Source organism: Pseudactinotalea sp. Z1748 (assembly GCF_049725185.1).
In the GTDB taxonomy this organism is placed as follows: Bacteria; Actinomycetota; Actinomycetes; order Actinomycetales; family Beutenbergiaceae; genus CALKWS01.
On sequence record NZ_JBMPQB010000013.1, the window covers coordinates 66,143 to 92,841 of the forward strand.

Annotated in this window: 26 protein-coding genes; 23 read left to right on the top strand and 3 right to left on the bottom strand. The window is 65.9% G+C overall.

Going from position 1 to position 26,699, the window contains the following annotated elements; all coding sequences use genetic code 11:
* Window positions 1-18: 18 nt before the first annotated feature.
* The 22 genes from ACO0LU_RS18860 (at window position 19) to ACO0LU_RS18965 (ending at window position 22,703) form a co-directional block, all read left to right on the top strand.
* Window positions 19-144, top strand: a complete 126-nt coding sequence (locus ACO0LU_RS18860) for a hypothetical protein (RefSeq protein ID WP_424792917.1) — start codon at window positions 19-21, stop codon at window positions 142-144.
* Window positions 141-506 carry a TadE/TadG family type IV pilus assembly protein gene (locus ACO0LU_RS18865; protein WP_424792916.1) on the top strand — a complete coding sequence of 122 codons (366 nt, stop codon included), beginning with the start codon at window positions 141-143 and terminating at the stop codon, window positions 504-506. The genes ACO0LU_RS18860 and ACO0LU_RS18865 overlap by 4 nt, the downstream gene beginning before the upstream one ends.
* Before the next feature lie 29 nt (window positions 507-535).
* Window positions 536-931 carry a TadE/TadG family type IV pilus assembly protein gene (locus ACO0LU_RS18870; RefSeq protein ID WP_424792893.1) on the top strand — a complete coding sequence of 132 codons (396 nt, stop codon included), beginning with the start codon at window positions 536-538 and terminating at the stop codon, window positions 929-931.
* A gap of 5 nt (window positions 932-936) precedes the next feature.
* The gene (locus ACO0LU_RS18875) at window positions 937-1,383 is read left to right on the top strand and encodes a pilus assembly protein TadG-related protein (RefSeq protein WP_424792894.1); all 447 of its coding nucleotides are present in this window, start codon (window positions 937-939) and stop codon (window positions 1,381-1,383) included.
* Complete coding sequence (locus tag ACO0LU_RS18880) at window positions 1,380-4,433, top strand: LysM peptidoglycan-binding domain-containing protein (RefSeq protein WP_424792895.1); 3,054 nt, start codon at window positions 1,380-1,382, stop codon at window positions 4,431-4,433. The genes ACO0LU_RS18875 and ACO0LU_RS18880 overlap by 4 nt, the downstream gene beginning before the upstream one ends.
* Window positions 4,427-5,068: a hypothetical protein gene (locus ACO0LU_RS18885; protein ID WP_424792896.1), complete on the top strand. Its 642-nt coding sequence runs from the start codon at window positions 4,427-4,429 to the stop codon at window positions 5,066-5,068. The genes ACO0LU_RS18880 and ACO0LU_RS18885 overlap by 7 nt, the downstream gene beginning before the upstream one ends.
* 491 nt (window positions 5,069-5,559) lie before the next feature.
* Complete coding sequence (locus ACO0LU_RS18890; protein WP_424792897.1) at window positions 5,560-6,000, top strand: hypothetical protein; 441 nt, start codon at window positions 5,560-5,562, stop codon at window positions 5,998-6,000.
* 377 nt (window positions 6,001-6,377) lie between these two features.
* On the top strand, window positions 6,378-6,581 hold the full coding sequence (locus tag ACO0LU_RS18895; RefSeq protein ID WP_424792898.1) for a hypothetical protein: 204 nt from the start codon (window positions 6,378-6,380) through the stop codon (window positions 6,579-6,581).
* Window positions 6,582-6,654: 73 nt separating this feature from the next.
* Window positions 6,655-7,251, top strand: a complete 597-nt coding sequence (locus tag ACO0LU_RS18900) for a hypothetical protein (RefSeq protein WP_424792899.1) — start codon at window positions 6,655-6,657, stop codon at window positions 7,249-7,251.
* A 47-nt stretch (window positions 7,252-7,298) separates the two neighbouring features.
* Window positions 7,299-7,565 (top strand): hypothetical protein, encoded by a 267-nt coding sequence (locus tag ACO0LU_RS18905; RefSeq protein WP_424792900.1) that lies wholly within the window; start codon window positions 7,299-7,301, stop codon window positions 7,563-7,565.
* Between the two features lie 5 nt (window positions 7,566-7,570).
* Entirely contained in the window at window positions 7,571-8,710 is a 1,140-nt protein-coding gene (locus ACO0LU_RS18910; protein ID WP_424792901.1) for a hypothetical protein, read from the top strand.
* Entirely contained in the window at window positions 8,710-13,191 is a 4,482-nt protein-coding gene (locus ACO0LU_RS18915) for an ATP-binding protein (protein ID WP_424792902.1), read from the top strand. Before ACO0LU_RS18910 ends, ACO0LU_RS18915 begins: the two co-directional genes overlap by 1 nt.
* A 17-nt stretch (window positions 13,192-13,208) precedes the next feature.
* Entirely contained in the window at window positions 13,209-13,538 is a 330-nt protein-coding gene (locus tag ACO0LU_RS18920) for a hypothetical protein (RefSeq protein WP_424792903.1), read from the top strand.
* Window positions 13,539-13,545: 7 nt separating this feature from the next.
* Window positions 13,546-15,783, top strand: a complete 2,238-nt coding sequence (locus ACO0LU_RS18925; protein ID WP_424792904.1) for an ATP-dependent DNA helicase — start codon at window positions 13,546-13,548, stop codon at window positions 15,781-15,783.
* Between the two features lie 20 nt (window positions 15,784-15,803).
* Window positions 15,804-18,014 carry a helicase-related protein gene (locus ACO0LU_RS18930; protein WP_424792905.1) on the top strand — a complete coding sequence of 737 codons (2,211 nt, stop codon included), beginning with the start codon at window positions 15,804-15,806 and terminating at the stop codon, window positions 18,012-18,014.
* A gap of 29 nt (window positions 18,015-18,043) precedes the next feature.
* Window positions 18,044-18,628, top strand: coding sequence for a hypothetical protein (locus ACO0LU_RS18935; RefSeq protein ID WP_424792906.1), 585 nt, complete (start codon window positions 18,044-18,046; stop codon window positions 18,626-18,628).
* Window positions 18,629-18,675: 47 nt separating this feature from the next.
* Entirely contained in the window at window positions 18,676-19,392 is a 717-nt protein-coding gene (locus ACO0LU_RS18940) for an HNH endonuclease family protein (RefSeq protein WP_424792907.1), read from the top strand.
* Between the two features lie 77 nt (window positions 19,393-19,469).
* The gene (locus tag ACO0LU_RS18945) at window positions 19,470-19,979 is read left to right on the top strand and encodes a hypothetical protein (protein ID WP_424792908.1); all 510 of its coding nucleotides are present in this window, start codon (window positions 19,470-19,472) and stop codon (window positions 19,977-19,979) included.
* Between the two features lie 38 nt (window positions 19,980-20,017).
* Window positions 20,018-21,103, top strand: a complete 1,086-nt coding sequence (locus tag ACO0LU_RS18950) for a hypothetical protein (protein WP_424792909.1) — start codon at window positions 20,018-20,020, stop codon at window positions 21,101-21,103.
* Complete coding sequence (locus ACO0LU_RS18955; RefSeq protein ID WP_424792910.1) at window positions 21,100-21,477, top strand: hypothetical protein; 378 nt, start codon at window positions 21,100-21,102, stop codon at window positions 21,475-21,477. The genes ACO0LU_RS18950 and ACO0LU_RS18955 overlap by 4 nt, the downstream gene beginning before the upstream one ends.
* 48 nt (window positions 21,478-21,525) lie before the next feature.
* A complete protein-coding gene (locus ACO0LU_RS18960) occupies window positions 21,526-22,143 on the top strand; it encodes a hypothetical protein (RefSeq protein ID WP_424792911.1) in 618 nt (205 codons plus the stop codon).
* Between the two features lie 32 nt (window positions 22,144-22,175).
* Window positions 22,176-22,703: a hypothetical protein gene (locus ACO0LU_RS18965; protein WP_424792912.1), complete on the top strand. Its 528-nt coding sequence runs from the start codon at window positions 22,176-22,178 to the stop codon at window positions 22,701-22,703.
* Window positions 22,704-22,736: 33 nt separating this feature from the next.
* Here the strand turns inward: ACO0LU_RS18965 and ACO0LU_RS18970 are convergent, their stop codons facing one another.
* Window positions 22,737-23,729: a hypothetical protein gene (locus ACO0LU_RS18970; protein WP_424792913.1), complete on the bottom strand. Its 993-nt coding sequence runs from the start codon at window positions 23,727-23,729 to the stop codon at window positions 22,737-22,739.
* 125 nt (window positions 23,730-23,854) lie between these two features.
* Between ACO0LU_RS18970 and ACO0LU_RS18975 the strand changes: the two genes are divergently transcribed.
* Complete coding sequence (locus ACO0LU_RS18975; RefSeq protein ID WP_424792914.1) at window positions 23,855-24,331, top strand: hypothetical protein; 477 nt, start codon at window positions 23,855-23,857, stop codon at window positions 24,329-24,331.
* 134 nt (window positions 24,332-24,465) lie between these two features.
* On the opposite strand, the gene ACO0LU_RS18980 is transcribed toward ACO0LU_RS18975, so the two are convergent.
* Complete coding sequence (locus ACO0LU_RS18980; protein WP_424792915.1) at window positions 24,466-25,014, bottom strand: GrpB family protein; 549 nt, start codon at window positions 25,012-25,014, stop codon at window positions 24,466-24,468.
* A 465-nt stretch (window positions 25,015-25,479) separates the two neighbouring features.
* Window positions 25,480-26,622, bottom strand: a complete 1,143-nt coding sequence (locus ACO0LU_RS18985; protein WP_424788797.1) for a calcium/sodium antiporter — start codon at window positions 26,620-26,622, stop codon at window positions 25,480-25,482.
* Between the last annotated feature and the right edge of the window lie 77 nt (window positions 26,623-26,699).

Below are 26,699 nucleotides of genomic sequence, written 5' to 3' on the forward strand. Positions count from 1 at the left end.
AAGTGAAAGGAGTGCGCAATGGAGAAGATCATCATCACCGGGATCCTCATCGTCGTGGGAGTGATCGCCGCCGTGTTCTTGGGCGACCAGATCGTGTCCATGATCGAAGGACTCGTCTCGCGCATCGACCTCGGTGGTTACTGAGGGAGCAGCGAGGCGGGGTAGCAGTCCAATACGCGCTGGTCTACCCCGTCTTGCTGCTGGTCCTGATCGGGCTGCTGCAGTCAGCGTTCTACTACCACAGCCTCAACGGCGTACGGCACGCCGCCGACCGGGCTGTGCAGGTGTCGCAGTCGTTGGGCGGCAGCGGGCCTGAAGGGGTCAGCGCAGCACAGCAGGTGCTGTCCCAGACCGGAACTATTGGCTCCATCAGCATCGAGGTGGACAGGGGCGCCGAGTTCGTCACCGCCCACGTGACAGGGGAGTCGATGAGTTTGCTCGGATTCTGGGCACCGACGGTCAGTGCTACGGCCGAAGGCCCAGTGGAAAGGTGGACTGAGCCGTGATGCGACGCCTACGTCAAGAGCGTGGTTCAGTGGTCGTTGAGACCGCGATCGTGGTGCCGGTCCTGCTGGTGTTTATCGGGCTGATCGCCGTAGTGGGGATGATGAGCAGTGCCGCAGGCACGGTGGAGCAAGCCGCCAGGGAAGCAGCCCGGACCGCGTCCTTGGAGCGAACTTCCACCGCCGCGTCTGCTTCGGCAGAACGGACGGCGCAGACCTCACTGACTGAGCAGGACCTGACCTGCGCAGACTTCGCGGTGACCTCCAACGTTGCAGCGCTGTCCACCCCTGCGGGCACCGCCGGGCAGGTCAGTGTTGAGGTCAGATGCACCGTGGACTTCTCCCACCTGCCGGTGCCGGGGTTGTCCACCCGTACTTACACCGCGCAAGCCGCAAGCGCCGTGGACACCTACCGGGAAAGGGGCTGAAACAGATGGGTGTGCTTCGCCGACTCAAAGATCAAGACCCTGAGCGCGGGGCTGGCACCATCACCATCATGGTGGCCGGGCTCCTGGTCGCCCTGGTCGCCTTGGCCGGACTGGTGGTTGACGGCGGTGCCAAATGGCGCGCGATCGAGCACGCCAACTCAGCAGCACAGCACGCCGCACGCACAGCCACCCAGCAAATCGACTCCTCGGGCGTGCTGGCCGGGCGCGGTGTGTCCCTGGATGCCATCGCAGCAGTCCAGGCCGGTAACGCAGCCCTGGCAGCCGAAGGAGTCAGTGGATCGGTCAACGTCCAGGGCGATGAGGTGCTGGTGACCACGACCGCCACATCCCCGACGCTGATGCTGTCAATCGTCGGAATCCACGAAGTCTCAGGCGAAGGGCGGGCCACTGCTCGAATCCTGACAGAAGACCCGGAGGTAGCCGCGCCATGAGCGGGATTAGGCAACTGCTGCGCGCGATCGTTGCTGCGGTCGTGCTGGCGCTGCTGTTGGTGGGGATACCTGCGGCACTGTGGACGTTCGGGGTGCGGCCGCCGCAATCGGTGCCCAGTTGGGAACAGTTACGCCTCGTCTTGACGACCCCCGACACCGGGGGCGTGTTCCTGGCATTGCTGACCGTGGTGGGCTGGCTGGCATGGGTCGCCTTCGCCGTGGCTGTGGTCGGTGAGGTGCGGGCGCTGCGGATGGGGCGTCCGGCTCGTCCCATCCGCGGGCTTGGCCTGGCCCAGCAGTTGGCCGCCATCCTGTTGGGGGCAATCATCATCACCGCGGCCGGCCCGGCGGTTTCCGCAGCAGCCGATAGTGGCCAAGATGGACAGGAACCGGCGGACTCCTCCGGCGTTGCAACGACGCAGCGCGTTGATGAGGGCGATGAGAGGTCCGGCGCGCAAGAGCACGAACATGACGTTCACCAAGCACCCACGTACACGGTCCAGCCGGGTGACTCGCTGTGGAAGGTCGCCGAGCAGTTCTTGGGCGATGGGCAGCGATGGGCTGAGATCGCTGACCTGAACTATGACCGGGTCCAGCCCGATGGTTCTCAGTTGGATCGCCAGGATCGCTGGCTGCAACCCGGGTGGGTGTTGGAGTTGCCCGCTGAGGTGGCCGGTCAGGAGGAACAGACCGAGGTCGAGGTCACTGATGCCTCGGCGCAGTTGAACAGTGGCTCAGGGATTTCCTTCACCCACACGGTCCAGCCCGGAGAGACTTTGCGTGCGATCACGCAGATGCACCTGGGGGACGCAGACCAGGTCATGGAGGTCTTCGAGGCCAACCGGGGCGTGGTCCAAGCCGATGGCGATGCCCTCACAGACCCTGACCATCTGCGCCCTGGGTGGCAACTGCAGTACTCCACCGCACACACACCTGATGTGACTGTGCATGCCCAGCCCGCGACGGCCGAAGAGGATCTAATCCTCGCCGGCCTGGATTTGCGTGCCCCAGTGCCAGATGACACCACCCCAGGGGTAGTCGATCACGGGGCCCCGATCCTCGATGCTGCAGATGACATGCCCGCGGACGCCCCTGGCCAGGATGTGGATGTTTCGGCCTCTTCGTCATGGACGACCTGGGGTGGAGGCGGGTTACTGGCCGCCGGGTTGGTCTCGGTGGTCTCGGCCCGCCGCGCCCTGGCCCAGCGGGAGCGGCCATCTGGCCAGCGGTTGCAGATGCCGGCCGGGCCCTCTGCTGTGCTGGAAGCCGAACTGCGTTACGTGGCTGACTCTGAAGGGGTGGCGATGGTGGACGCCGCCCTTCGTGAAGTGGGTGAGTACTTCACCGCACACGGTCGTGGCCTTCCCCGACTTGCTGCCGCGCGAACCCACCAGGGCACGGTGCGCTTGTACTTGGACAGACCCGATGAACTACCCCAACCATGGGTGGGTACCCACGCCAACACCGTGTGGTCGCGCCCACCGGTCAGGGACCTGCCTGAACCGAGCGAGCCAGACCAAGTGGTCGCCGGCGCCCCATTTCCGGCGCTGGTCACTGTTGGCCGCGATGAGGCCGGGCCCAACGTGCACATCGACATCGAGCACGTGGGACTGCTCAGCATCGACGGCCCCATGACCTTGGCCACCGCGGCGCTGCGCGCGATGGTGGTCGAACTGGCCACCAACCCGTGGACCGAGGGTGCCCGGATCACGCTGGTGGGGTGCCTTCCCGAACTGGCCGAAGTGGTGCCCACCGGCCGGCTGCGCCACGTGAAGTCACTATCTGAGGTGCAGCGGTCCTTGTACCAATCGGCGATGTCTACTCGGGAAATCCTCGCTGCCGCAGGAGTAGTCGACATCCCTCAGGCCCGCGGTATGGGGGTGGCTCAGGATGCCCATAGCCCTGAGATTGTGGTCATCGGGACACCGTTGAGCGTCGAGGAGTCGACCTGGCTGGCCGAGTTGACCTCCAACCGCGCCTCGGGGGTGGTGGGCCTTGGCCTGGGCCTGGAAGCCGCGAGGTGGACCGTGCAGGTTGCCGATGCGAACAGGGCACACCTGGAACCGGCGGGTCTAGCGGTGCAACCCCAACTGCTGGACGAGTCGAACTACGCCGCCTGCCTGGATGTGCTGACCCGCGCGAGCAGAACTGTCCCCGGACCTCAATGGGCCGCCAACCTCACCGAAGATGAGCCGCTGCTGGGCCAGACCGTCGAAGCATCAGTAGTGGAGCAGGCGCCCAGTGGGGGACAGGTGATTGAACTTCGTCCACCGACCATTCGCGTGCTGGGCCCAGTGGTGATGGAGGCCGAGCACACTGGCCCTTTGCGTCCTTCCCATGAGGCACAAGCCCTGGAGATCCTCACCTACCTGGCACTGCACCGGCAGGTGGATGGCCATGGGCTGTCGGAGGCGATCTGGCCAGGCCTGCAGCCGAACACCTCCACCCGCAACTCCGCGGTCTCCCGGGCTCGTGCCTGGCTGGGCGAAGACCCCACGGGCCAGCCTTACCTGCGCCGAGTGGCCGATGACGGACTATATGAACTGGCTGAGGTGGGAACCGACTGGGAGCACTTCACTTCGCTGGTACGTCGCGGGTTGACCAAGGTGGCTGTGGCAGATCTGATGTCAGCGCTGTCACTGGTTCGAGGGGTGCCCTTCGACCGGTCACGCCCGGGGCGTTACCGCCTGCGCGCCGGCCGGTATGCCTGGGCGGAGTTCCTCGCCGAGGAGATGACCGCATCAATCGCCGACGTCGCCTACGCCGCATCCACCCGCTCGCTGAGCGCGCAGCGACCTGCCCAAGGGTTACAGGCAGCGCGCACCGGGCTGCAGGTCGCCCCGTGGGAGGAGCGGCTATGGCGTTGCGTCATCCGCTGCCAGTGGGCGATGTCAGACACCGATGGTATCGGTCGAACCGTGGCCAACCTGGAGGCCCAACTGGTCAAGATAGGCGCCGAACCGGAAGCAGAGACCCATAACCTTCTGGACCAGATCGAAGACAGACTCAACCATCCCACCGGATCGAAAGCGAGGCAGGCGGCATGGTGACCACCAGGAAACGACGCAACACGTGGGCCGCAGCCTTGGGAGCCCTCCTGCTCACCGTGGGACTCGCCGGGTGCAACAACGAGGAGCCGAACCCGCCGGAGCCAACCGACGACGAGCCCACTCAGACCACCAACCCTGCCGAGGATGCCATCGAAGAGGAGCCCGCAGACGACCCGGAGCCACCAGAAGAACTCTCAGAGGAGGATCAGAACATCGAAGACGCTCGCGACGTCCTGACCGATTACTTCCGAGTAGCCGCCGAAGTCGCCAACGATGGCTACGAAACCTGGCGGGAACGATTGGAGCCCTTCTGGGGGTCCAGTCCGGTCCGCCAGGCTCAAGAGTCGGTGATGCTCGAAGCGCAGGAGTCGGGCCAGTACACCGAGGGCGCTGTTCGTGTCGTGTCTGCCACGGCCACTGAGTACACCCCTGACACCACTGGCGGGGGAGGGGAGATGATCCGGTTCGACGTCTGTACTGACTCCAGCGACGTCAAGGTCTTCGATGGGGAGGGCAACCAGGCTGACCAGCCCGATCAGACTCGTGCTGCGACCGATGTGTTGATGCACCGGCAGGGCGATGAGGAGCAGCGCTGGACGATCCGCGAGTTCACTCCACTGGCTGAAACATGTTGAGGGCCCTAAGTTCCGCCTTATCCGCCGTGGTCTTGCTGGTCGCCATCGGCTGGACCGCCCTGATGTGGATGGCTTGGCCGGCCCTTGCCGACGTGCAATGTGACGGGACTCTGATCGAAACGCGCGACCCCACCACTGGGGCGGTATCGGTGCAGTGCATCCAGGATGGCGGCGAAGGTAGCCCTGGCCCCGGAGATGGCGGCGGTGGCGGAGAAGGAATCACCGAGTGCGTTCGCGATAGCGGAGAGGTTGTTCCGTGTGTGCATCCCGAATACGGGGACTGGAGCGGCCAGCACCAGTGCTGGGTCTCCGTGCGAGACCCGCAGCCTGAAGATGATGATCCGATCTGGGAGCAGGAGGGTCGTGAGCCGGGGGAAGGCGTGTGGTTGGGCTGCAATTCCAGTAGCGGGTACGGGTTTCTGATCTGGGCCCCTGAACCGCCATCTTCGGGGCCCTCCCCACAAGTTTTGGCCCAGCAGGCAGTAGCGGCGATGAACCTCACCGCAGGGCAGATCGGGACCACACCATTGCAGGGTAGCGACGGTCTGATCGGGTTGCCCACCTGGTTGTGGGTGGACAACCCGGGTGAGTCCACGACGGGCCCGATCACCCGCAGCGCCTCATCGGGAGGAGTGAGCGTGAGTGCCACCGGCACGTTGGACCAAGTCGTCTACCAGATGGGTGATGGCAACACGGTCACGTGCGCGAACTCCAACGCGCCCGGAACCCCGTACACCGAGGCTGCCGGCACCTCACCTTCGCCTACGTGCGGACACACCTACAGCAGCACTGGCACCCACACGATCACTGCCGTCAGTCACTGGACGGTGCAGTGGTCCGGAGGCGGTCAGCAGGGCACCATCCCGATCGAGCTGAGCCGCTCGGTGGACCATCGAGTCGGCGAAGTGCAGTCGGTGATCACCGGCGGCTAACAGCCACCACGTCGTGATCCGATTTGCGCCCGCCCGTTGGCCAACCGGACCGCCTCGGCCTGGCCAGGGCCGGTAACTGCCCACTGGCGTTCGGGTGCGCTGATTTCGGCGCAAACCGTTGAATCGGCGTCGGCGGGCGGCCGCAGAGCGTGATGCACCGGGTGAATCCGGGGCGCCAGTGCCTCACGGACGCATCGGGTCGGCTCCTCGGGGCCTCTGGTCGCGCCGCTCCGTGCTGGCGCCGCAAATCGCCGTATACGGATCCGACCTGCGGGCCGCTGGTGGCCGCTATGGCACTGGCGGGTAGGGGCGATTATTGGCTCGTGGCGCGATGTGGCCTTGCCCGCACACCTGCAACAGGAGGGAGGCGGCAAATCATGACCAAGGCAAAGAAGCGCAAGCCCGACCACACCTACGCACTGGACGCGGGCGTGGTCGCCAAGCGCATGGCGCACCGTTCCTCCGGCGCGGCCGGGGTGCACGCCGATCAGAACGCTCGACGGCAAAACGCTGGCGGGCGCACCAACAGGGTCGGCAGCCGATCTGCCGCTCGCCGAGCGGCCATCCGCGCCGCGGGGTGAGTGCGGCGGGCCGTGCATGTGCGCATGGGTCTATGTGAACCCAATCGCACTTGACCTGGAGGTACCCCGCGCCATGAGTATCGACACCTACAACACCCCTGGACCTTTCGAGGCAGGCACCGACCCGCACGAAGACCAAGGCGACTTCGACGCCACCGACGAGGTTGACCAGGACCGTCCCGAGCAGGTCGAGGAGGACCAGGACGAGAACCACCAGGAGGAGCAGGCCGCCCAGTCCGGCGCCAAGACCAAGTCCCGGAAGCGTTCCGGACCGGATCGCGCGCTGATCCGCCGGGTGGCGACTAAGAGCGCCGAACTGGCACAAGCCAGCGACGCCGACGTGGAGTTGTTGGCGACCCTGTTGGGTTCGCCCACCGAGACTGTGGAGCTGACGGTTGCGGTGATGACCGCATCGCGCGGAGCGGTGAGCGCGCTGAGTGATGTGAAGGACCTGGCGGCCGCTGACGGTGCTGAGCGTGCGGTGCTGGCGATGACGATGGGCAGGCCCCGGATGAAGTCGCTGTGGGCTGTCCTGGAGCACCTGGGTGCGGTGAGCGGGTCACTTGCTGCCTCTGATGCCAAGGCCGCACTTGCGCTGGCCGAAGTCGATGTTGATCAGGACCAGATGGGCCAGCTCGACCGTGTGGCCGACTTGGCGAAGCGTGCCTGAGTCCCATGGTTAGGTGTCGATCCTGGCGGCCCACCAAGGCCGGTCTGGTGACACCTGAAGTGGCCCCGCCGGGCACCAACCGTAAACAGTGGGCGCGGTGTCGCAACAAGGTGAACAAGGGCCAGGTCAGGTGCCACCAGTGCGCGATGGCGCTGGTCCAGCACGCCGATGTGGACGTGCGCCGAATGCTCGTGCAAGAGCAGGGCTTGGCCGAAGACGTGCTCGAAGTGCTGCTGGTGGACCCCGACTTCCTGGTCTCGGAGTACGCCAACACGGCGATGGGGTCCGACTTCTCCGCCACACAGGAGGGCTGATTCAGGTGAGGGCGAAACGAAACAGCAGGACCAAGCGCACTGACGCCTGGGTGGACCACTTGGCCGAGGCGCCCCGGGCGGACCTACCCGAAGACAGGTCAATGCGCCGCGCCCGGTGGACCCGCCGGTACGTGTGGGCCGCAGTCATCCTGCTGGTGCCCTCACTGCTGGTCAACATCTTCATCGTCTTCGGCAACCCCACAGCCGTTGATGAAGAAGACAGCGGTCCCGCGGCCGCAGGGGTAATGGACCCGCTCGTGCTGGAAGCACGCGCACTAGCCACCGCCACAGTGAGCAGGTGGCTGGCCTCAGAACCCTCCCCACTGCCCGGTGGGCGGCTGATGTCGTGGAACTACGCCGAAGACGTTGAATCGGTGGCCCCGGTGCAAACCAATAACGACGGCCAAGAGGTTCCCTGGGACCGGATCCTGATGCACGACATGACCATCACCAACGGCACCACCGTGTTCTCGGTACGCCTGAACACCTCCGCGGACCTCGCCGAGGGTGTGCATGTCATCGGCACACCGTCCCTGGTGCCTTACGCACCAGCCTCATCCTCTGGCTTCAGTGGCCCGGTGTGGCCTGGTGCCCAGACGGTCACCACGACCGACTCCATCTCGGAGTCGATCAACCAGTGGGCCCGTGCGTTTACCGGAGGCGACCCCAGCGCACTTCGCTTGGCGGTCGGCGACCCAGAGCCCAACCATGCCTACATGCCGATGGTGGGCGCCGAACTGGCGGACACCAACATCGTCAGCGCCACCGTGCAGGAGCACATGCTTGGCGATGACGGACGACCACCTGCCGAACCAGAGCAGGTCGTCGTGCGGGTCGAACTGACCCTCCAGTGGCCCGCCAACGAGGACGAAGAGGACGAGACCTCCTCCACCCGGGCTGCGCCGATCACCTACGACGTGCTGGTGGATCGGGCCAACACCGCTTCACCGGATGTTGTGGCCTGGGGCGGTCCGGGCCAGGGGCCAGAGCTCATCCCGTACGCCAACGCTGTGGTCGGACGCTCCCTACAGGTGCGGGAAGGCGACAGCGACGATGACGCCTCCGACCTGCAGGGCGAGGAAGACCAGGACGCCGGCGAGCAGTCCGATGAGGACGCCGAAGAAGCTGAGGAGGAGGGTGGCTGATGGCCAAGAAGCAGCCCGGCGCGCAGTTGCGCCACGACCCTTTCGGCGCCGGTGAGCCCAAGTGGCCAACCACGATGCGTTCACGGCTACGAGATGGCCGCCTGGTCGGCACCCCCGGCGCAGGGGTTTGGCTGTACAAGCGGGTGCCGATGTCGGCGGTGCTAGATGCCAAGACGTTGCGCCAGCAACTGTCCGCCTCCGACCCGCTGCTTGCTGCCTATGAGGCGGTTGCGTCTATTACCGCCATTCGGGGCGGCAACAGGCGGTCGATGGTGAAGTCCAACTACCGCAGTGTGCACACCCTGATGCTAAACGTGCCCCAGTTCTTCGACCCGCCGTTGGATCACCCGGCAGCCCGCCAGCTGCGGCAAGATTACGGGGATGTGGCGGTGGAGAACCACGTCCTGCTGTTCGGTGTGCGCCTGCGCGACCAAGTGATCGGCAAGCGCGGCCTGAGCGGGGTGGTGGACTCGGTGGTGGAGACCCTGCACACCGGTGGCACCCCGCTGGAGGACTACGACGAAGACTTCGAGCGGGTGGACTCTGCCCTGACCCGCGCCGGGCTGATCTCGGCCAGCGCTGGGGATATCCGGATGGCAAATGCGTGGTTCAACTACGGGCTGGCATCGGACCCAGTGATCTACCCCCAGATGGACTCACTGACCGCCTTCTCCCGGCCCGCTACCGCCAAGTACGTGCGCGACCACCTGCGCGATGTCCCACCCGAGCAATGGCCGCCGATGGATGGGTACCACCAGATCTCCATGGCAGCGGTGCAGGACATCGACCTGGAATACGTCCCTGCGGACGCCTACCAGGCGATGTGGGGCACTCAGTTGCTCGACGCCGGTGCTGCCGCCATCTCTATACACGGCCTGGTGGAACCGGCGCGCATCACCCGCAAGGAGGTGGAGTCACAGCAGAAGCGGTACATCGAGGACATCAATGAGCGCGTCCGCAACAACAAGTTGGATAAGGACGAGCAGGGCCAGATGCTCGCTGAACTGGAGTCAATCAACGCCCTGTACGGCACCGGGCGCGCACCACCCACCCTGGTCGATGCCTCAGTGGTGGTGGCCTTCGGACAGGCTGTGCAGGACATGGAGGACGTACTGGGGCCAGGCTCCCCGGTCACTCTCAACCCGATGACCAACCGCCAACCGGCCGCGCTGGCCGAGACCTGGCCGTGCTCCAACATCCGAGCCAACCCACACCGGCTGGACCTGCCCACCTCAGTGGTGGCCTACTCCGGCCTGGTGTCTCTGTCTAGGGTCGGGGACCGGCCCAGGAACGGCGCCGCGCTGGTGGGGTTCACCGAGCAGAACAGCCAACCGGCCTGGTTCGACCCGCGGGCCGCGTATTCGGAGTCCAAACCTCCGCTGGTTCTCGTCGCCGGTGCTAGCGGAGCTGGGAAAGCTCTGGACCTACGCACCAAGATCCCAACCCCGTCCGGGTGGACCACGATGGGGCGACTGGAGGTCGGTGATGAAGTACTGGACCGCAGCGGCCACCCGTGCCGCGTCACCGCTCTGTCCGAGGTGGACCGCACACCCGAGATGTACCGGATCACCCTCTCCGATGGTCAGTCCATTGATGCTGACGCCAACCACCAGTGGGTGGTCTCCAACTCCACAGACCGCTCGCGCCCGCGTAAGCCCAAACATCTGGCTGCTCAGGCCAACCGCGCCCAGACCCTCGCCCTGGCCCAGTCGCTGCGCGAACTGGCATCCCAGGAGGGTGACCAGGCGTTGTCGGTGCACGAGTTACACTCCCTGGTCACCAAGAAGTTGGGAACGCACCGGTGGAGCGGCGGTGATGCCATTCGGGCGAGCCTGAGGATGGTTGATGTGCCGGTTGCCCGCCGACGCCACCCTGTCCGCACCACCTCCGTCGAGGCGTTCACCGCGAACATGCCGGTCAGTATCTTCAACGCCCGCGACTTGCTCGGCGCAACGCTTGCGGCGTGGAGGGGGATGGACGCTGCCTACGCCCAGAAGTTGGCCGCCAGAGGAACCATGATCAGCACTGTGCGCCAGCACATCAGCACTGGTCAGAAGGTCACAGGGCGGGGTATGGCCACCTTGCTCGCCGACGCCGGCATCCCTACTGGTGGCGGGGTGGAGCAGATCGCCGTATCGCTGCGCGGGAGCGCACAGCGGGCGGGTTTGACCGGCGAACGGGTGGCACCCAAGCGGGTCGAGTTCTGTGCCCACGCGCTCCTGGACGCTATGGAGGCCTATCCACCGGCGATGGCGGGTCACCAGGGACCCCAGGGGCGGATCGCCGCCGCCGAGCGGGTGCTGGTCAGCCTGGGCGAGCATGAGGAAACCTGGCCGCGAGAACTCGCCCGCCGGCTTATCGAAGAAGGGGTCGGGTACTCCTCGGTCAGGTTGCTTGCTGCGACCTTGCGGCGGTACGCCAAGGACGCTGGGCTGGCCTCGCGGGTGGAGTACCGCCAGGTGACTGCACCTTCCAGGCTGCGCAACGGGCGAAGCGGCGGGCCCCAAGACCTGTACCGGGTCGACCAGGCTCTGAGCGGTCTGGCCAGGCGGCTGGAGCAGATGCAAGCGGACAAGGGTGTCACTATCGGCACCAAGGAGCAGGTGATGTCCACCGCCGAGATGCTCGCGGAAGGCTTGACCGCCACGAACTATGGCTGCAACTTCGCCATCCGCATCTCAAAGGCCGTTGAGTTGCCCGAGGTGGATCTGCCTATCGACCCGTACGTCCTGGGTGCCTGGCTGGGTGATGGTTCAAGCAACGGCGGCCAGTTCACCGCCGAGGTGGCGGGTGGTGACCAAGACCACCTGCGGTCCCAGATCGAGGCGGCCGGATACACCACCACCGACTACGTCAACCGGTACCACTTCGGGGTCCTGGGCCTGCAGAAGCGGTTGGAAGAACTCGGGGTGAGGAACAACAAACACATCCCGGCCAGGTACCTGCGTGCATCCAAGGCCCAGCGTCTGGCGGTGCTGCAGGGGCTCATGGACACCGATGGCACTGTGACCACGCATGGGAACAGCAGCCTGGATTTGTCCGATCGCACCCTTGCTGAAGGTGCGGTGGAACTAGCCTGGTCCCTGGGGATCAAGGTGTCCGTCTCATGGGACCAGCCAGCTGGGTACCGAGACGAAGACGGCAACTACGTGGCGTGTAAGCCGCGGAGTCGAATCCGGTTCACCACCGCCGCGCCAGTGTTCCGATTGCCACGGAAACTGGCCCGGCTCCCCAACGTCGATGAACTCAGGGAGACAACCAAGTGGCTCTACATCGAGTCCATCGAACCCATCGAGTCGGCGCCGGCGCGGTGCATCACGGTCGACTCACCTGATGCGACCTACATGGCCGCGGGCTTCGTGACCACCCACAACTCTCTTCTGATGTTGCACCTGGGGGACCAGATCGCCCGGGCGCAAACCCCGACCATTATCATCGACCCAAAGTTGGGCTCTGACCATGCAACAGCGGTGCGTAACTCCGGTGGTCAGGTGGTCTCACTGGATGATCTGCTCAGCGCCGACGGGGTGTTCGACCCGCTGCGGTTCGGGGCGAGCCCGGACACCGCGGTGGACCTGGCCGCCTCCATGCTGCAGCAGGTCAACCCCTGGGGTGACCACAGGGCGAACTTCGAGGTGCCCTCGGCGGTGGCGATCGCCCACGGGGTGGACAAGGGCGCCACCTGCACCGGTCAGGCCCTACAGATAGCCATGGACCATGGTGTGGCACCTGCCCAGATGGTCGAGCCGGTGCTGGCCCTGGCCCGCTCCAGCGCCCAGTTCCGGGCGATGTGCGGCATCGACCCGTCCTCAGATGCCCTGCGGGTGGCCGATGGGATCACTTACATCCGTGTGGGTCAGGCGAACTTGGCACTGCCAGAGCCCGGCGCCACCGACGTAGGGCTCACCCAGCGCATCTCGGTGAACCTGGTGCGGCTGATGGTCTCGGGGTCGGCGATGGCCCTGACCGGACGCAACGGGGTGGTGATGCTCGATGAGGCGTGGGTCTTCTTCGGCTCCGGTAACACCGAACTGGAGCGGCTGGCCCGGGTGGCCCGGTCCCAGACCGTCACGGTGATGCTGTTCACCCAGCGAGTCTCTGATGCCACGGTGGCCGGCATTGATGAGCACATCTCCTCCGGGTTCATCCTGCCGCTGAAGCGCACTGAGGCTGCTGCTGCGTGCCAGATCCTCGGACTGGAGCCCACGGAGGAGCGGCTGCGCAGGCTTACCGCCAAGGCCACCATCGGGGACAACGACCGGGGTGACACCCAGCCGAACTGGGACTCCATGCTCGCTTTGCACCGCTCCGGCAGCCGGGAGGTGATTCGCGGGTCGGTGGCTCTGTACGCCGACATCCACGACCGGGTGGTGCCGGTGGAGATCCGGGTTCCCGATTCCTTCCTGCAGAAGGCTTCCACCCACTACGAGGACATCGCCGCACGGGCTGCCGCGCAGCGGCAGGGGGAACAGGTTGCCTGAGCCGGGCTAGAACAGCCATGAGGCTCCAACTCCCCACCACCACCGGCAAGCAGGTCCTACTGGCCGCCAGCGCCGCACTGGTGCACGCCATCGCCACCGTTGTGGTCTCCGACCTGGCCGCACCGTGGGGCGCGGATGCCTACATCGCTGCCACCTGGGCGCTGACGATGATGCCCGGGGTACTCATCACCATCGGCCTTCGTAGGGCCCGCCGACACTGGTGGCGCTGGCCGCTGACGTGGGTGCTGCTGCTCATCACCTTCCCCGTCGTGGCGCAACCAGTCATGGTCGTGGGCCACGCCTGGGCAGGGGTGGCGGTGCTGAAGGAACCCAGCGCAGCGGGCTAGAAGGGGTATGCCCTGCCACCTGAACCTTGAAGACCTGCTCACCAAGGCGGTCCGCAACTCCACCGGCCTGCCCGATGCCAAGCCGCGCCCTGGCCAGTTGCGATTGGCCCGCGACATCGACCAGGTGATGCAGCAAGGTGAAGGTCACGCATTGGGGGCCGCCCCCACCGGGACGGGCAAATCCCTGGCAGCGTTGGTTCCCGCCGCCCTCCTGGCAACCCAAGGTGCGCGCACGTTGATGTCCACCGAGTCGCTGGGGTTGCAGCATCAGGTGGTCCACAAGGACTTCCCTGCAGTGCGTAAGGCTGTGTCCGATACAGCCGGCATCGAACTGGACATCGCGGTGCTTAAAGGCTGGTCCAACTTCGCATGCCTGGCTTCCGCCCGTGCCAAAGTCACTGAGCAGGCTGAGAAGGCCGGCAAGCCGCTTCCTGAGATGCCCCAGTCCACCGACGACAAGGCGATCGACCTAGCGATGGCCTCGGCGCGAGCTACTGACCCGCTGACCAAGTGGGCGCTATCCCCGGAAAACACCACCGGTGACCGCGCCGACTACGACGGGGCCATCACCGACCAGGAGTGGGAAGACATCTCCGTCACCCCTGATGCGTGCGCCGGGGCCAGTTGCCCGCTGCTGGAGTTGTGCTTCCCGGCCAAGGCCCGCCAGAAGGCGGCCGCGGCGCAGGTGGTGGTCACCAACCACTCAATGCTGGCGGTGCAGGCCACCAAAGGTGTGCCGGTGGCGATCGGGTCGAAGTCACTGGGTGACTTCGATGCAGTGGTCGTCGATGAAGCCCACGCCCTGCCATCAGTGGTGCGAGGAATGGGCGCGGTGACCATCAATGGCCGCCGCCTGACTTCAGTTGCCCGTGCGGCCAGCGCCCAGATGCCACCCGGTGACCTCGGCGCGCAGAAGATGTCACGTGAGGCCAGCGACTTGGCGAGCCACTTGGAGCAGGCCATCACAGCCGCCGCCAAGACGGCGGGCGGAAACGAGGCGCGGGTGGACGATGACGATGACCCGCTGGGCGACCTGGCCATGGCGGTGACCGACTGGTGCGGGCGGGCCATCAAGATGGTCGAGGAGGCCAATAGCAAGGCTCGCGGACTGGACCACGTACGGGTGCTACGAACCAAGGCGCGTATCCAGCGACTTGTGCAAGACCTGCGCGAGGTGCGCACCGGAGGGCTGGGCATCGCGCGCTGGTACGAACTACCAGATGCCGCCCACAACCCGCGCGGGCCGGTCATGCCGTCGCTGTGCATGTCCCCAGTGGATGTGTCGTCGATGCTGCAAGGAAACGTATGGACCGCCCCGGTCCACGACGATGACGATGAGCACACCCGCCCCGACCATCCAGAAGGGGAGCGCGAGGACGGCCAGGAGGACAGCGGGCTGTCTCGCCCCCGGCGCGAGCTGCCCGTGGTGGCCATCTCGGCGACGCTACCCAAGTCATTTGCTCACGAGGTGGGGCTCAGTAGCCCCATCGTGGCCTACGAGTCCCCGTTCGCCACCGCGTACGCCAACTCACTGCTGTACATCCCGCGCACCAGTGCCGGTGGCAGCCCGGTCCCCACCCGCACATACGGGTCCAAGACAGCACTGGCCACCGGTGAGCACCCCACTTGGGCACTGGGTTTGATGCGCCAACTCATCGAAGCCAACGGCGGGTCGGCGCTAGTGCTGTCGGCCACCGCTGCCGCCGGACGCAGGTACGTCGAAGAGTTGCGGGCACATTCCGCTGGCCGCTGGCAGGTGCTGTCCCAATGGGACGGGCTGAGCAAGGAGATCATCACCCGCACCTGGCGCGATGACGAACCATCAGTGCTCGTGGGCACCCGCTCGTACATGACCGGCGTGGACGCCCCGGGCCGGACCTGCTCACTGGTCATCATCGACCGCGTGCCCCGTTCAGCCGGCAATGTCGTCGACGATGCCCGCGTCGAGGTCGTAGCCCAACACATGAACGAGTTCCGGGCCCGGGAGACCGTGTACGCCGGGGATGCCTCCCAGTTGCTCGCCCAGGCCGCCGGGCGGCTCATCCGATCCACCGCCGACACCGGCGTGGTGGCCATCTTGGACCCGCGGTTGTTGAAGAAGCAGTCGGTGACCTACCCCAGTACCACCAGGTCGATCTACATGCGCGCCCTGGAGCACTTCGAGTCCAAGACCGCCAACCTGGATGCGGCACTTGACCACCTACAAGAGGCGTCCGGGCTGGCCGTGCCGTCACTGGCGGCGTAGGACGCCGGGCTAGATACGTCATGTCCGCACCTATCGCTTTCCTCACCGGCACATACCGCCAACCCGTGCTGCGACTGGTCTTCGGGCGCAGGGACCGCACCCGCTTTGGGCAGTCGATGATCGACTGGGTCAAAGCATTACCCGGACGCCGGTGGAACCCTGAGGAAAGGGCGTGGGATGTCACCGGTGTGGGTACCGACCCGCAGCGCACCTTGAAGCGTGCCGGGTTCGCTATTGACTACCAGCGCCTCAACGATGATGAGTCCCTGCAGGACATCACCGACCTGTCCGAGCTGGTGGACCCGCTGCTGAAACTGTCCAGCAGAAGGCCCGGCATCGTCCTGGTGCGTCACCGGCTAGTCGGGTTCGACATCGCCAAGGAGCGCCTAGGACCAGGGGCAGTGTGGGACTCAGCCACCTCCCGGTTCGAGGTCACCGTCGCCGACATGCTCGATGCCGAAGGACAGCCCAAGAGCGGGCTCATCATGTCGAAGTCGATCATCGCCGCCGCCCGTCGAGCACGCGGGCGCACCGTGTCTGTGGCGCGGGTGGGCAAGTTGGCCCTGTCCGCAAGTGTGGAAGGCGCCGGCAAAGTTGGGCGCAGAGCCATCGAGAAGGTGGGTGATGTGCCGCAGTGGTTCGGCGCCGATGACGGGCTGGAACTGTTCCCCTACCAGCGCTCCGGTGCGATCGCCATGGCCGCCGGAAACCGCCTTATTTCCGATCTGCCGGGGCTTGGCAAAACGCTTTCCTCCCTAGCCGCCCTTGCCATCACTGGCACCCGGAGGTTCCTGATCATCAGCCCGCCGGTGGCGATGACGCACTGGCAACGGGAGGTGGAGCGCAGCGGGATCCTGGCCCATTTGACTGACACGACCGAGAAGAAGCATTGCCATGCGACGTCCCGGTCGCGTCGGTCTCTTTCCAGTGCGCCCCAGGCCGGTGACATCGGCGAGGTAGTAACCATCTCTCCGCGCCGCAAAGTGCCCGACCTGCCCGAGAAGGGGGCGGTGGTCATCTCCGACTCCCTCATCGCCTCCCGGCCCGCACTTGCCGCCGACTTGCTCGCCTGGGGGCCTGATGCGCTCATCGTGGATGAGGTACACCGGCACAAAACGTGGGGAAGTGTGCGGGCTACCGCGGTGCGGGAACTGGCCCAGCAGGTGCCTGGGCTACGGATCGCCATCTCCGGTACTCCCATGTTCGCCCAGCCAGCCGAACTTGCCTCCCCGCTTGCGATCACCGGACAACTCGACCCCATCTTCGGTGGGCACGGACAGTTCTTGGAAACCTACACCCGGCCCACCCCGTTTCACACCCGGGTGGCGCGGGCCAAGATGATGCCGCAGTTGCGTGAGGTCTTCGATGACCAGGTGTGGGTGCGCAGGCGCAAGGAGGCGGTGGTCGATCTGCCACCGATTATGCGTCATGACGTGCTCGTGGACGTGGACCTTCGGGGATTCCGGGCCGCCCACAAGGAGGTCACCGCCAAAGTGGCCCAGTGGGTGGATGAAATCGTGGCCGCCACAGGTGAGTTCCCGCGCCCCAAAGAGGTGGAGTCCTTCGCCCGGGCCGAGATTGGCCTGAGCTCCATCCTGCGGCGGGCCGCGGGGCTGGCCAAGGTGGAAGCGGCCACCGAGTGGATCACCTCCTGGATCCAGGCCAATCCGGCAACCCCCGATGAGCACGGCCAGCCCCGCTACGACCGGCCGCTGGTGGTGTGGACTCACCACCGGGAGGTGTCCGAGGCGATGGCCAGGGCGGTACCGCAGGCCGTGGGCGGTGCACGGATCATCATTGGCGGCACACGCCAGGATGAACGCAACCGCATCGTGGATGACTTCCAGGCGGGCAAGGTGCCAGTGCTGGTGGGGTCCATCACCGCCGCCGGGGTGGGCATCACCCTAACCCGGTCCTCCGACGCGCTGTTTGTGGAGACCGACTGGACCCCCGCCCAGGTGCAGCAGGCCGAGCAGCGCGTCCACCGCCTGGGGTCGACCCGCTCAGCGATTCTGCGCACGATGGTGGCCCCCGGCACGATGGATGAGCGCGTCCAGCAGGTACTGGCCGACAAGGGCAGGCTCCTGGAGCCCCTGATGGGCGAGGGCCAGGACGTGTCAGTGGTGGAGTTCGAGGATGAGCAGTCCATGGCACCGGCGCAGATCATCGCCGACATCGCCCAGGGCATCATCGCCCGCCGCCAGCGCAGTACCGGCCGCCGGGCTGCCTGAGGCAAGGTCGCTTGCGGGCTAGATACGACATGGCCCCCACCAAGCGAGTCTCGAAGGTCAAAGTGCTGACCGTCGATGACACTCTGCCCGCACATGGTGCGGCCGCGGCGCTGGTGCTGACCCTGCTGCGGTTGGCGAAGGCCGACACCTGGCAGGAACTGACGGCCAAGATCACTGCCGGCGATGCCGAGGTGGGCAAGGCACTGGCCGCCATCCACCTGGACCCTGACCAACTCGAACTGCTCAGCGACCACTCCGCCACTGTGCACCAAGTCGCCTCCGGCTCCCCGCGCCGCACCATCGCACTATGCGCCGAGTGCGGCCAGCACGTGGTGGTCGCCGGGAAGAACCCGCCCAGCAAGTGCGCGATGACGCTGCTGTGCGAAGGCACCTACTCCAAGGTCTCACCGGCCAAGGCCACCGAGGTGCGCCCAGCGAAGATAGCAGCGGGCGATGACGGCCCGCTGCAAGTGGTGCCGGCAGGAGACGAAAGCGCGGACCTGGACAGAGGGGACGAGGCAGGCGGGGAAGAGTTGGGAGATCACCTCCGCCAGCTGGAGGACCCCTTGCAGTCCCCCGGCGAGGAGGACGAGGAGGAGTTCGACTTCAGTTAAGGCCGGGCATGTGGCCCGAGCCTGCTGAGTCCGCACACATCACGGCCATGCGAAACAACACCGCCGCCAAGATCATCGCCACGCTCATTGTGCTCGTTGTGGCGTTCATCTACATGGACCGCAACAACCTATTCGACCCCGTGGTGGAGGCTTGGGAGTTCGCCAAGGGCGACTCGGTGCCGGTGGACAACCCCATCGACGTGGACTTCGACATCGAGGGCTTGGTCGAGTCCGTCTCTGATATCGAGATCGGCGGACCTGCCGAGGTTGACTACGACCGCGAGGGCCAGTTCGGGCGCGACTGGGCGCTGGACTTCGACGGTAACGGGTGCGACACCCGCAACGACATCCTGGCCCGCGACCTGCAGTACCCCCTCATCGACGACGACGGATGTACGGTGCTGACCGGTTTGCTGCAGGACCCCTTCACTGGGGACCACATCGACTTCACCCACGGTGTGGACACCTCTGCTGCCGTACAGATCGACCACATCGTGCCGCTGCGGTGGGCTGCCGCCCAAGGAGCCCTGGACTGGGACGAACAGACCCGCGAGGAGTTCGCCAACGACCCCATCAACCTGCTGGCCGTGGACGGACCCACCAACGAGGCCAAGGGGGCCAACGGGCCCGGCGACTGGATGCCGCCCAACAGCGCCTTCCACTGCGACTACGCCGCCGCGTTCGTCAACGTGGTCCAGATCTACGACCTGACCATGCCGGCTCACGATCTGGACGCTGCCCACCAGACCCTGCAGCGGTGCTGAGCCGGCACGCACCACCCGTGCGGTAAGCGGAGGACAACAGGTGGCCCGAGCAGTGCGTGCCCGCACACATGCTCAATATGAGCACCAACAGCAACCAGCCACGGGTGCCCCGGGGCCAGGCCACCGGCGGCCAGTTCGCCGAGACCCGCCGAACTCACTCCGGCATTCTGCTCGATGAGGATGAACCCACGTGGGATCAGGACCAGGTGGAGCAGTACCTCGATCAGGCGATGGACCCCTACCTGGGCGCCGTCCGACGCTTTTCCAGCCTCATCACACCCAATGGCGACATGGAGCAGGTCAGCCCCGGTGCCTCATGGGACGAGCACGCTGTGAACCAGATGCGTGAGGAGTTCGCTGACTTCCTGACCTACAACGGACACCTGATGGACCAAGCCCGCCAGGTGGACCCCGGGTATGGCCCGGAGCAGGTTGCCGAGGACTTCTGGCTCACCCGTAACCGGCACGGGGCAGGGTTCTGGGACCGCGGACTGGGGCAGGCCGGTGACGACCTCGCCGAAGCCGCCCACGCACACGGGTCGGTGGACCTGATGCTCGACTCCCAGGGGCGCATCGTCGTCGCCTGATCGGCCCGCTTCTGTGTTTGTGCAGGTGGGCGCTGAAAATGCCCGGACACACCCTGGGCATGACCAACCAGAACGCCCAGCCACGTCAGCCCGGGGGCCGCCCCACCGGCGGTGAGTTCGCAGAGCGCCAGCGGGCCGCCTCCGGCATCAACCTGAGCGCCAGTGCAGAAGACCAGCACACCGGGCAAACCGGTGGCTACCACCTCAGCGAACAGGACTTCGACCACCTGCAGGGCTTGATGGCCAAACTGCACCAGAGCGCCAGATACACCCACCCCGGTCAGCGCATCGGACAGGCATGGGACGCCGAAGACCTGGAGCAGGAGGTGCTCCTGCAGATGATGGAGCGTGCCCGCGCCACCGGCAACATCACCGAGATCACCCCCGCCTACATGAACTCGGCGATGCGCAACATCGTCTCCCGGTCTCTGAACGCCCACACCCGGGGCATCGGCGCGGAGAACTACGCCAAGGTCAACTCAGCCGACCTCGGTGCATGGCGGGAGTTCACCACCAGGGTCGATGAAATCGAACTGGCCACCGGCCGCGCCCTGAGCCCCACGGAACGTGACGCGGTAGCCGAGCAGATCCGCCAGGACTGGCACGACCAACGTCGCAAGCCCACCGACGGGTTCCACCTGCACCGCCACGACACCCCAATGGACACCCCTGAGTCTGCATCTCTGGGCCACGCCCGGACCCCCTCTGCTGAGCAGGCGTACCTGGATGAGACCCACTACGGGCCGGACACCGAGATCGTGCTGGGTGCCTCCAAGCAGGGTGGTGGCACCCGCAAGCACATGTGGAACGCCATCTGCGAGTCCAGAGGCATCACCAAGCAACCGCACGGAGTGCTGAACAACCGGCAGGTCACCGCGGTGAAGAACACGGTGGGGGAGAACGAGCAGGAGGTGTTCTCCGCCCTGGAGGAGTGGGAATCGGGCCTGTCCAACGAGCGCACCGAAGCCCTGTTCCGGCCCTTCGGCGCCGCGTCGCAGTCCCACCGCGCACAGATCGCCGAGGTGATGCGCGACATGCCTGACCGAGCCGCCCAGATCTACTCCCTGGCCATCGCCGGGGCCACCGAACGCAACTTCAAGACCCGACTGAGAGCAGCCGCATGAGTGACAACCAGCCACGAGCGCGCCGCGGCCAACCCACCGGCGGACAGTGGGTGGCTTCCGCGCGCCAAGCCTCCGGGATCAGCCTTGGCGCCACCGGACAGGACGGTGAGGCACTGCAGGTCGAGCAGGGCGCCTACAGCCCGGGCGTCACTGTCGATGAACTCAACGACATGCTCGACCACTCCCAACCGCTGTCGGTACGCGCTGCGGTGGCCCGCACGCCCTACCCCGGGGTGGCACGGACGGCCTCACACGACCCCAGCCCGCTGGTCCGGGCACTGGCCCTGGACGGGTGGGACCTGCCTGAAGGCGACCGCAAGCGACTCGAAAGCGACGACCAGGTATCACAACTGCTGCGGGCGCTGCAGCAATGATCAGGACCGAAAGTGCAGGCGGCGGGCCTGTTCCGGGCTAGAACAGCCATGCACACCACCACACCACCCTTGATCGGCCTGCATGGCTATGCCGGGGCCGGCAAGGACACCGTCGCCGACATCCTGCATGACATCCGCGGGTATGAGTCGTTTGCCTTCGCCGACAACGTGCGCGAGGCGCTGTACCGGCTCGACCCCCTGGTAGGCGCTGAAGTGACGGTCCGGTCCCTGGTTGATGACATCGGCTGGGACCGGGCCAAGTGGCACCGCCTGTACGGCCCCGAGGTGCGCCGGCTCATGCAATACATGGGCACCGACGTCGGACGGCAGATGTTCGGCCCGCAGGTATGGGTCAACGCCCTAGCCGAGGACCTCGCTTTCGAGGGCAGCCTGCACGAAGGGCGCATCACGCATGACTCTTTGGTGGTCGTCTCCGATGTCCGGTTCGACTCCGAAGCCCAGTGGGTGCGCGACCACGGCGGCGTGGTCTGGCACATCACCCGGCCGGGCGTGGGCCCACTGAACACCCACTCATCGGAATCTGGCATCAGCCCGGACCTGATCGACCGGATCATCGTCAACGACTCCGACCTGACCAAGTTGACCCAGGACGTCGCCAAGGCCGCAGGCCTGCTCGGTCCCAGGGCAGCGACCGTCGCCGCCTGAACCACCCAGCCCGACGAATAAGGAGAATCTTCATGGGCAGCATCGTCGTCACCCACGATGAGCACGGCAACACCCAGGTGCTCGACCCCGAGCACGAGTTCGCTCTACTGATGCCAGACCGCACCATCCTGGCCGACAGCCGCACCGAACTGCTCGACGCCATCATCGACGGCTACCACGAGGCCCGCACCGGGCAGGAAGGAGACCGTGAAGCCGCCTGGCTGCGGTACACCACCCTGATCAGCCTGGCCGATGTGGCCTCTGCTGGCATCTTCGCAGCGATGGTCAACGACGGCAGCGTCGCCCTGGAAGACTTCGACGAGAACAACCTCAACACGATCCTGCCGCCCAGCCGCATCGCCACCCGGCCCTTCACCGGGCACTGGGACAACAAGATCCCGCTGATCCTCATCCGCTCCGACTACGAGCCGCACTCTCACCTGGAGTTGCCCACCGGGAACGTGTACTTCCTGGACCCCACCAACGAGGCCACGTTCCTGGACTCCATGGTCTCGGCCGGGATGGCTGAGTTACACGTTCGCGAAGACGCCGCCGCGTGAGCGGAGCACCCTGTCCCCGCTGAAGCGTTCAGGTCAGGCCTTCTGGGCAAGTTCCCTGGCTCGCTCCAACCGCTTCAGGAGTTTGGCCTGGCTGGCGCCGGGCCCTCGCCGTTCGGGCGGGCAGGCCCGGTTCCAGCGTTCCAGCACCGCGACCTCTGCCGCGTAGTCGCGACGCTTGCGGTAGATGATCGCTGCACGCTCGGTGTAGGCAGGGGCGGGCTCTCGACCTGATGCCTGAGCTTCCCGCTCGGCCGCTTCGATCAGGACCTCCACCACCGCCAGGGCCTCATCGAGTTGCCCGGCGCGCTGGAGGTCTTGCGCATGGGCAAGCCAGTCCCAAAGCGGCTGCCCCGCGAGCAGCATCCCGTCCACGTCCTCCCGCGACCGGCGCCGCAACGCGCTGCGCAGATCGATGGTGGCTGCCGCCGTGGCCATCCGCCGAGTTCGTGCCTTCTTCTCAGCCTCGTCCCGAAGTTTGAACCAGTCTTTGCTGATGGACTTGAAAGCCTCGACCTCCTCCGTCGAGCGTCCCAGCTCGCCGGCCAGTGCGTAGGCACGCCACCAGGCGCGTCCGTACTCGTCGGCCTTCTGCATCCCGGCTGGCCCTTCAGCGGGCGGCAGTGGGTCGAATCCGGCGGGGGGTTTGCGTGGTGCGGCCCCTGGGGTGGGCAGCGTTGTGAGGCTTCGAGCGTAATCCAGCCACCGGTGCTCAACTTCCTCGCGTTTCGCTCGCGCCTGGGCGACGTCGCTGCCTGGGATCTCCTTCAGCAGCGACTTCAACTCCAGGCCGTGAGCGGATGCTGGCGCACCCAAGGCCCCGACGATTACGGGCGCGGGCCCGTCGATACCCGGAGCAACGGCCCAGTCCCCGACCTGCGGCGGGGTGGAGAAGGGCCACAGGTAGGCGTAGCCGTACTCAGGGGAGAAGTTGGCAAGTGGATCCTTAGCGTCCAGGTCTCGGAAGGCGACGGTCACCACCGTCGTCGGCGAGGTCACCTTGCGGAGCAGTCTCTTGAAGATGCCCATAGTCCTCACTCTCGCACGTCCGCCGTGAAGACACGTGGCTTTGGGAGCCGAGGAGGACGCTTCCCGCAGGGGATCCTCCATCGAGACAGCGCGATCGGTGGGCGCCTTCGTGGAAGATGGGACGTATGGCTGCCGTGACTCGTCTCTTGACCGTCGTAGACATCGACGACAGAGCCGTTCCCCCTGTCTCGCTCGCCGACGGGCCGATATTGGATGGCTCCGAGCCGGGGTGGGCACCGGTTAGGCAAGAAGTTCATCCTGAAGATCCGCGAGTGATGTCACTCTCGGCCTTGTTCATGGCCGTCCTCGACGACGGTCGCCGCCTCACCGTGCTCGATGATCGGGGTTGGACCGAAAGCGGACCACCCAACATTTGGCGCCATACGTCCGTCGAATCGATCACGGCGCAGGCTCGTACGGTAGTCGGTCCGGACGAGCCGCCCGAGGGCCACTCCGAGGAGGCCTCGGCGACCGACCATTGGGAGTACCTCGCGGGCATTCTTGACCAGCAGGGCGTCCAGATTGCTGCCGGAGAGCTCGAGCATCTGCCCCATGACGTCGAGCTCACCGAGCGGCTACGCATCCGTCTGAGCAACGCCTGACGTTCTGCCGGGGAGCAACGTGCCGACGGATCTCGATCAACGCGTCACGAGGGCCGGACACGCCGCCCCGCAGCACGAGCAGATCGGCAAGCATGATGGTGGCGTCCCGCTGGAGATCGGCTACGGGACGGCTCTCACCTCTGGTCTGGGCTCGACTGCTCATCGAGGACACTACGGACGAATTTCGCCTTCCCCGCCGTGTACGCCTCACGGTCCGTGGTGTGTTCCGTGGCCAATGTCCGTTTCAGCTCCGCGTAGCGATGCATGAGCACCGGATCAGCGCGCAGCGCATCGCGGAACGCCAGCTGCTCGGCCCAGCGCGGGCTGTTGGCCGGCAGAAGGTGTAGGTGCGCTGCACGGTGGTCGTCGATCACCTGGACCAGGAAGCGACGCCACGGCCTGGCGTCGAGTTCGGCGGGGACGAGGTGCCAACCATCAGGGGACAGGGCTTGTGCTACAGCGTCCGCACAACCGAGGTCGACTACCGCTGCCTGCACGTCGATCACCGGCTTGGCTGCCAGGCCGGGCACGGCCGTCGAGCCGACGTGTTGCGTCGGGGCAACCAGCCAGCAGGCCAGCACGATCTCCAGCTCCCGACACAGTTGCGCTCCGCGTCGCTGCCACTGCTCATCGGGTGGGTGTACATGTATCTGCTTCGTCGCCCACGTTGGCCACTGGCTCATGAGCACATCGTCCCATTCACCGATCGTCTTTCGGGACGCTCAGGGCGACCTGACGGATCGGCCGGCACATCGGGCCCATGGCTCAGCAGCCTTGCTCGCGTGGAGGAAAGCCACCTGCGTGCTGTAGCCGAGGACCTCGGCAACGAGCGAGGACGGGCATTCGAGGACGAGCTCACCGATGGCTCGGTTGCGGGCGCTGAGGGGTTGACGCCCAGGTCGCGCAGCCGCTCTATGACGGTGTTGGGGTGCAGGTGATGGCCGGCCAGTGTGCTGGGGAGGCTTGCAGAGTTGATTCCTCTGATCCAATACTCAGGCCACCTCGTGACGTCATCTGGATTACAGGCCGGGTGTCCATGCAGGTGGCCACTAGACACTGGGTCTGGCGCTGATCGGGGGGGCGACTATCTGGTGCCTGGGGGGGCGCGGTATTGACAGGCCCGGGTTGATCTAGTCAGCGGCTCGTGGTCAGGACGGACGGGGGGTTGTGCCGCTGCCTTGTCGGCCCTTACGCAGCCCGATTTCGTATGCGGTGAAGGCGATCAGCGTCACCGTGATCAATGGGAGGACAAACCATGCCATCACGGCGGTAAATCCTTCCAGTGCGTCGTGTGCGGTGGCAGCCAGGATGAGATACCCGAGGTAAACCAGATACAGGGCTACGAACAGGGCGCCTTCCCATCGCGCCACCGTGAAGCCGGTGAAGGCTACGGGCAGCAAGGCGATCGCGGCCGCCAACATTACCGGGATATCGAAGGCCAGGGCGGCGCTGGATACGGGAATGCCCTCGAGGGAGATCATGGCTGGCAACCCGAGCACGACTCCGATGTTGAAGAGGTTGCTGCCGACCACGTTGCCAATCGCCAAGTCACGTTCGCCACGGCGCACGGCGATGAGGGAAGTCGCCAGCTCAGGCAGAGATGTGCCGATGGCCACGACGGTTAAACCGACCACTAGGCTGCTCACCCCGAGCGTGGTGGCGGTGTTCACCGCGCCCTCGACGAGGAGCGTGGCCCCGGCTACCAGGAGAGCAACTCCGAACACCACGAGCAGAATCGACTTTCCGCTCGAGGCCACAGGCAGTTTCTGGGCCTGGGCGGAGGTGCCGATACCCGGGGAACCCTCAGCCAGCTGCATAACAGGGGCCTTGGACTGTGTCCTTCTGCGGCCGATGGTGACGGTCAGCACGGTGTGAGCGACCACGGCACCGAACAGGATTAGCCCGTCTACCGCGCTGATCACCCCGTCGAGGCAGACCAGCACCAGCGCCGCGGACAGAGAAAGCATCAGGGGGAGATCAAAGCGCACCAACCGTTGTGTCGCGGCCAGCGGTAGAACTAGAGCGGAGAGGCCGAGAATGAGCAAGACGTTAGCAATGTTGCTGCCGACCACATTGCCCACCGCCAGTCCGGGTTCGTCGCGCAGGACCGCACCGATACTCACCGAAAGCTCGGGCGCCGACGTGGCCGCCGAGACCACGGTGAGCCCGACCACCAGGGAGGAAACCCCCGCTCGACGAGCCAAGGCGGAGGCCCCTCGCACCAGTACCTCCCCGCCCAGCACCAGCAGCACCAACCCGACAATGATCCGCCCCAGGTCTAGAAGGTCCATAAGTAGGAGTGTAAGGATCACAACCCGAGTCGCGATGAGCACTCCATCGACCCGGTTGAGCACCCGCATGAGGATCC

Excerpts from the sequence above, each read along its gene's own strand:
- ACO0LU_RS18860 (WP_424792917.1), top strand. The coding sequence starts at position 19 with ATGGAGAAGATCATCATCACCGGGATCCTCATCGTCGTGGGAGTGATC.
- ACO0LU_RS18875 (WP_424792894.1), top strand. The coding sequence starts at position 937 with ATGGGTGTGCTTCGCCGACTCAAAGATCAAGACCCTGAGCGCGGGGCT.
- ACO0LU_RS18880 (WP_424792895.1), top strand. The coding sequence starts at position 1,380 with ATGAGCGGGATTAGGCAACTGCTGCGCGCGATCGTTGCTGCGGTCGTG.
- ACO0LU_RS18885 (WP_424792896.1), top strand. The coding sequence starts at position 4,427 with ATGGTGACCACCAGGAAACGACGCAACACGTGGGCCGCAGCCTTGGGA.
- ACO0LU_RS18890 (WP_424792897.1), top strand. The coding sequence starts at position 5,560 with ATGAACCTCACCGCAGGGCAGATCGGGACCACACCATTGCAGGGTAGC.
- ACO0LU_RS18895 (WP_424792898.1), top strand. The coding sequence starts at position 6,378 with ATGACCAAGGCAAAGAAGCGCAAGCCCGACCACACCTACGCACTGGAC.
- ACO0LU_RS18900 (WP_424792899.1), top strand. The coding sequence starts at position 6,655 with ATGAGTATCGACACCTACAACACCCCTGGACCTTTCGAGGCAGGCACC.
- ACO0LU_RS18915 (WP_424792902.1), top strand. The coding sequence starts at position 8,710 with ATGGCCAAGAAGCAGCCCGGCGCGCAGTTGCGCCACGACCCTTTCGGC.
- ACO0LU_RS18920 (WP_424792903.1), top strand. The coding sequence starts at position 13,209 with ATGAGGCTCCAACTCCCCACCACCACCGGCAAGCAGGTCCTACTGGCC.
- ACO0LU_RS18925 (WP_424792904.1), top strand. The coding sequence starts at position 13,546 with ATGCCCTGCCACCTGAACCTTGAAGACCTGCTCACCAAGGCGGTCCGC.
- ACO0LU_RS18930 (WP_424792905.1), top strand. The coding sequence starts at position 15,804 with ATGTCCGCACCTATCGCTTTCCTCACCGGCACATACCGCCAACCCGTG.
- ACO0LU_RS18935 (WP_424792906.1), top strand. The coding sequence starts at position 18,044 with ATGGCCCCCACCAAGCGAGTCTCGAAGGTCAAAGTGCTGACCGTCGAT.
- ACO0LU_RS18940 (WP_424792907.1), top strand. The coding sequence starts at position 18,676 with ATGCGAAACAACACCGCCGCCAAGATCATCGCCACGCTCATTGTGCTC.
- ACO0LU_RS18945 (WP_424792908.1), top strand. The coding sequence starts at position 19,470 with ATGAGCACCAACAGCAACCAGCCACGGGTGCCCCGGGGCCAGGCCACC.
- ACO0LU_RS18950 (WP_424792909.1), top strand. The coding sequence starts at position 20,018 with ATGCCCGGACACACCCTGGGCATGACCAACCAGAACGCCCAGCCACGT.
- ACO0LU_RS18955 (WP_424792910.1), top strand. The coding sequence starts at position 21,100 with ATGAGTGACAACCAGCCACGAGCGCGCCGCGGCCAACCCACCGGCGGA.
- ACO0LU_RS18960 (WP_424792911.1), top strand. The coding sequence starts at position 21,526 with ATGCACACCACCACACCACCCTTGATCGGCCTGCATGGCTATGCCGGG.
- ACO0LU_RS18965 (WP_424792912.1), top strand. The coding sequence starts at position 22,176 with ATGGGCAGCATCGTCGTCACCCACGATGAGCACGGCAACACCCAGGTG.
- ACO0LU_RS18970 (WP_424792913.1), bottom strand. The coding sequence starts at position 23,729 with ATGGGCATCTTCAAGAGACTGCTCCGCAAGGTGACCTCGCCGACGACG.
- ACO0LU_RS18975 (WP_424792914.1), top strand. The coding sequence starts at position 23,855 with ATGGCTGCCGTGACTCGTCTCTTGACCGTCGTAGACATCGACGACAGA.
- ACO0LU_RS18980 (WP_424792915.1), bottom strand. The coding sequence starts at position 25,014 with ATGAGCCAGTGGCCAACGTGGGCGACGAAGCAGATACATGTACACCCA.
- ACO0LU_RS18985 (WP_424788797.1), bottom strand. The coding sequence starts at position 26,622 with ATGGACCTTCTAGACCTGGGGCGGATCATTGTCGGGTTGGTGCTGCTG.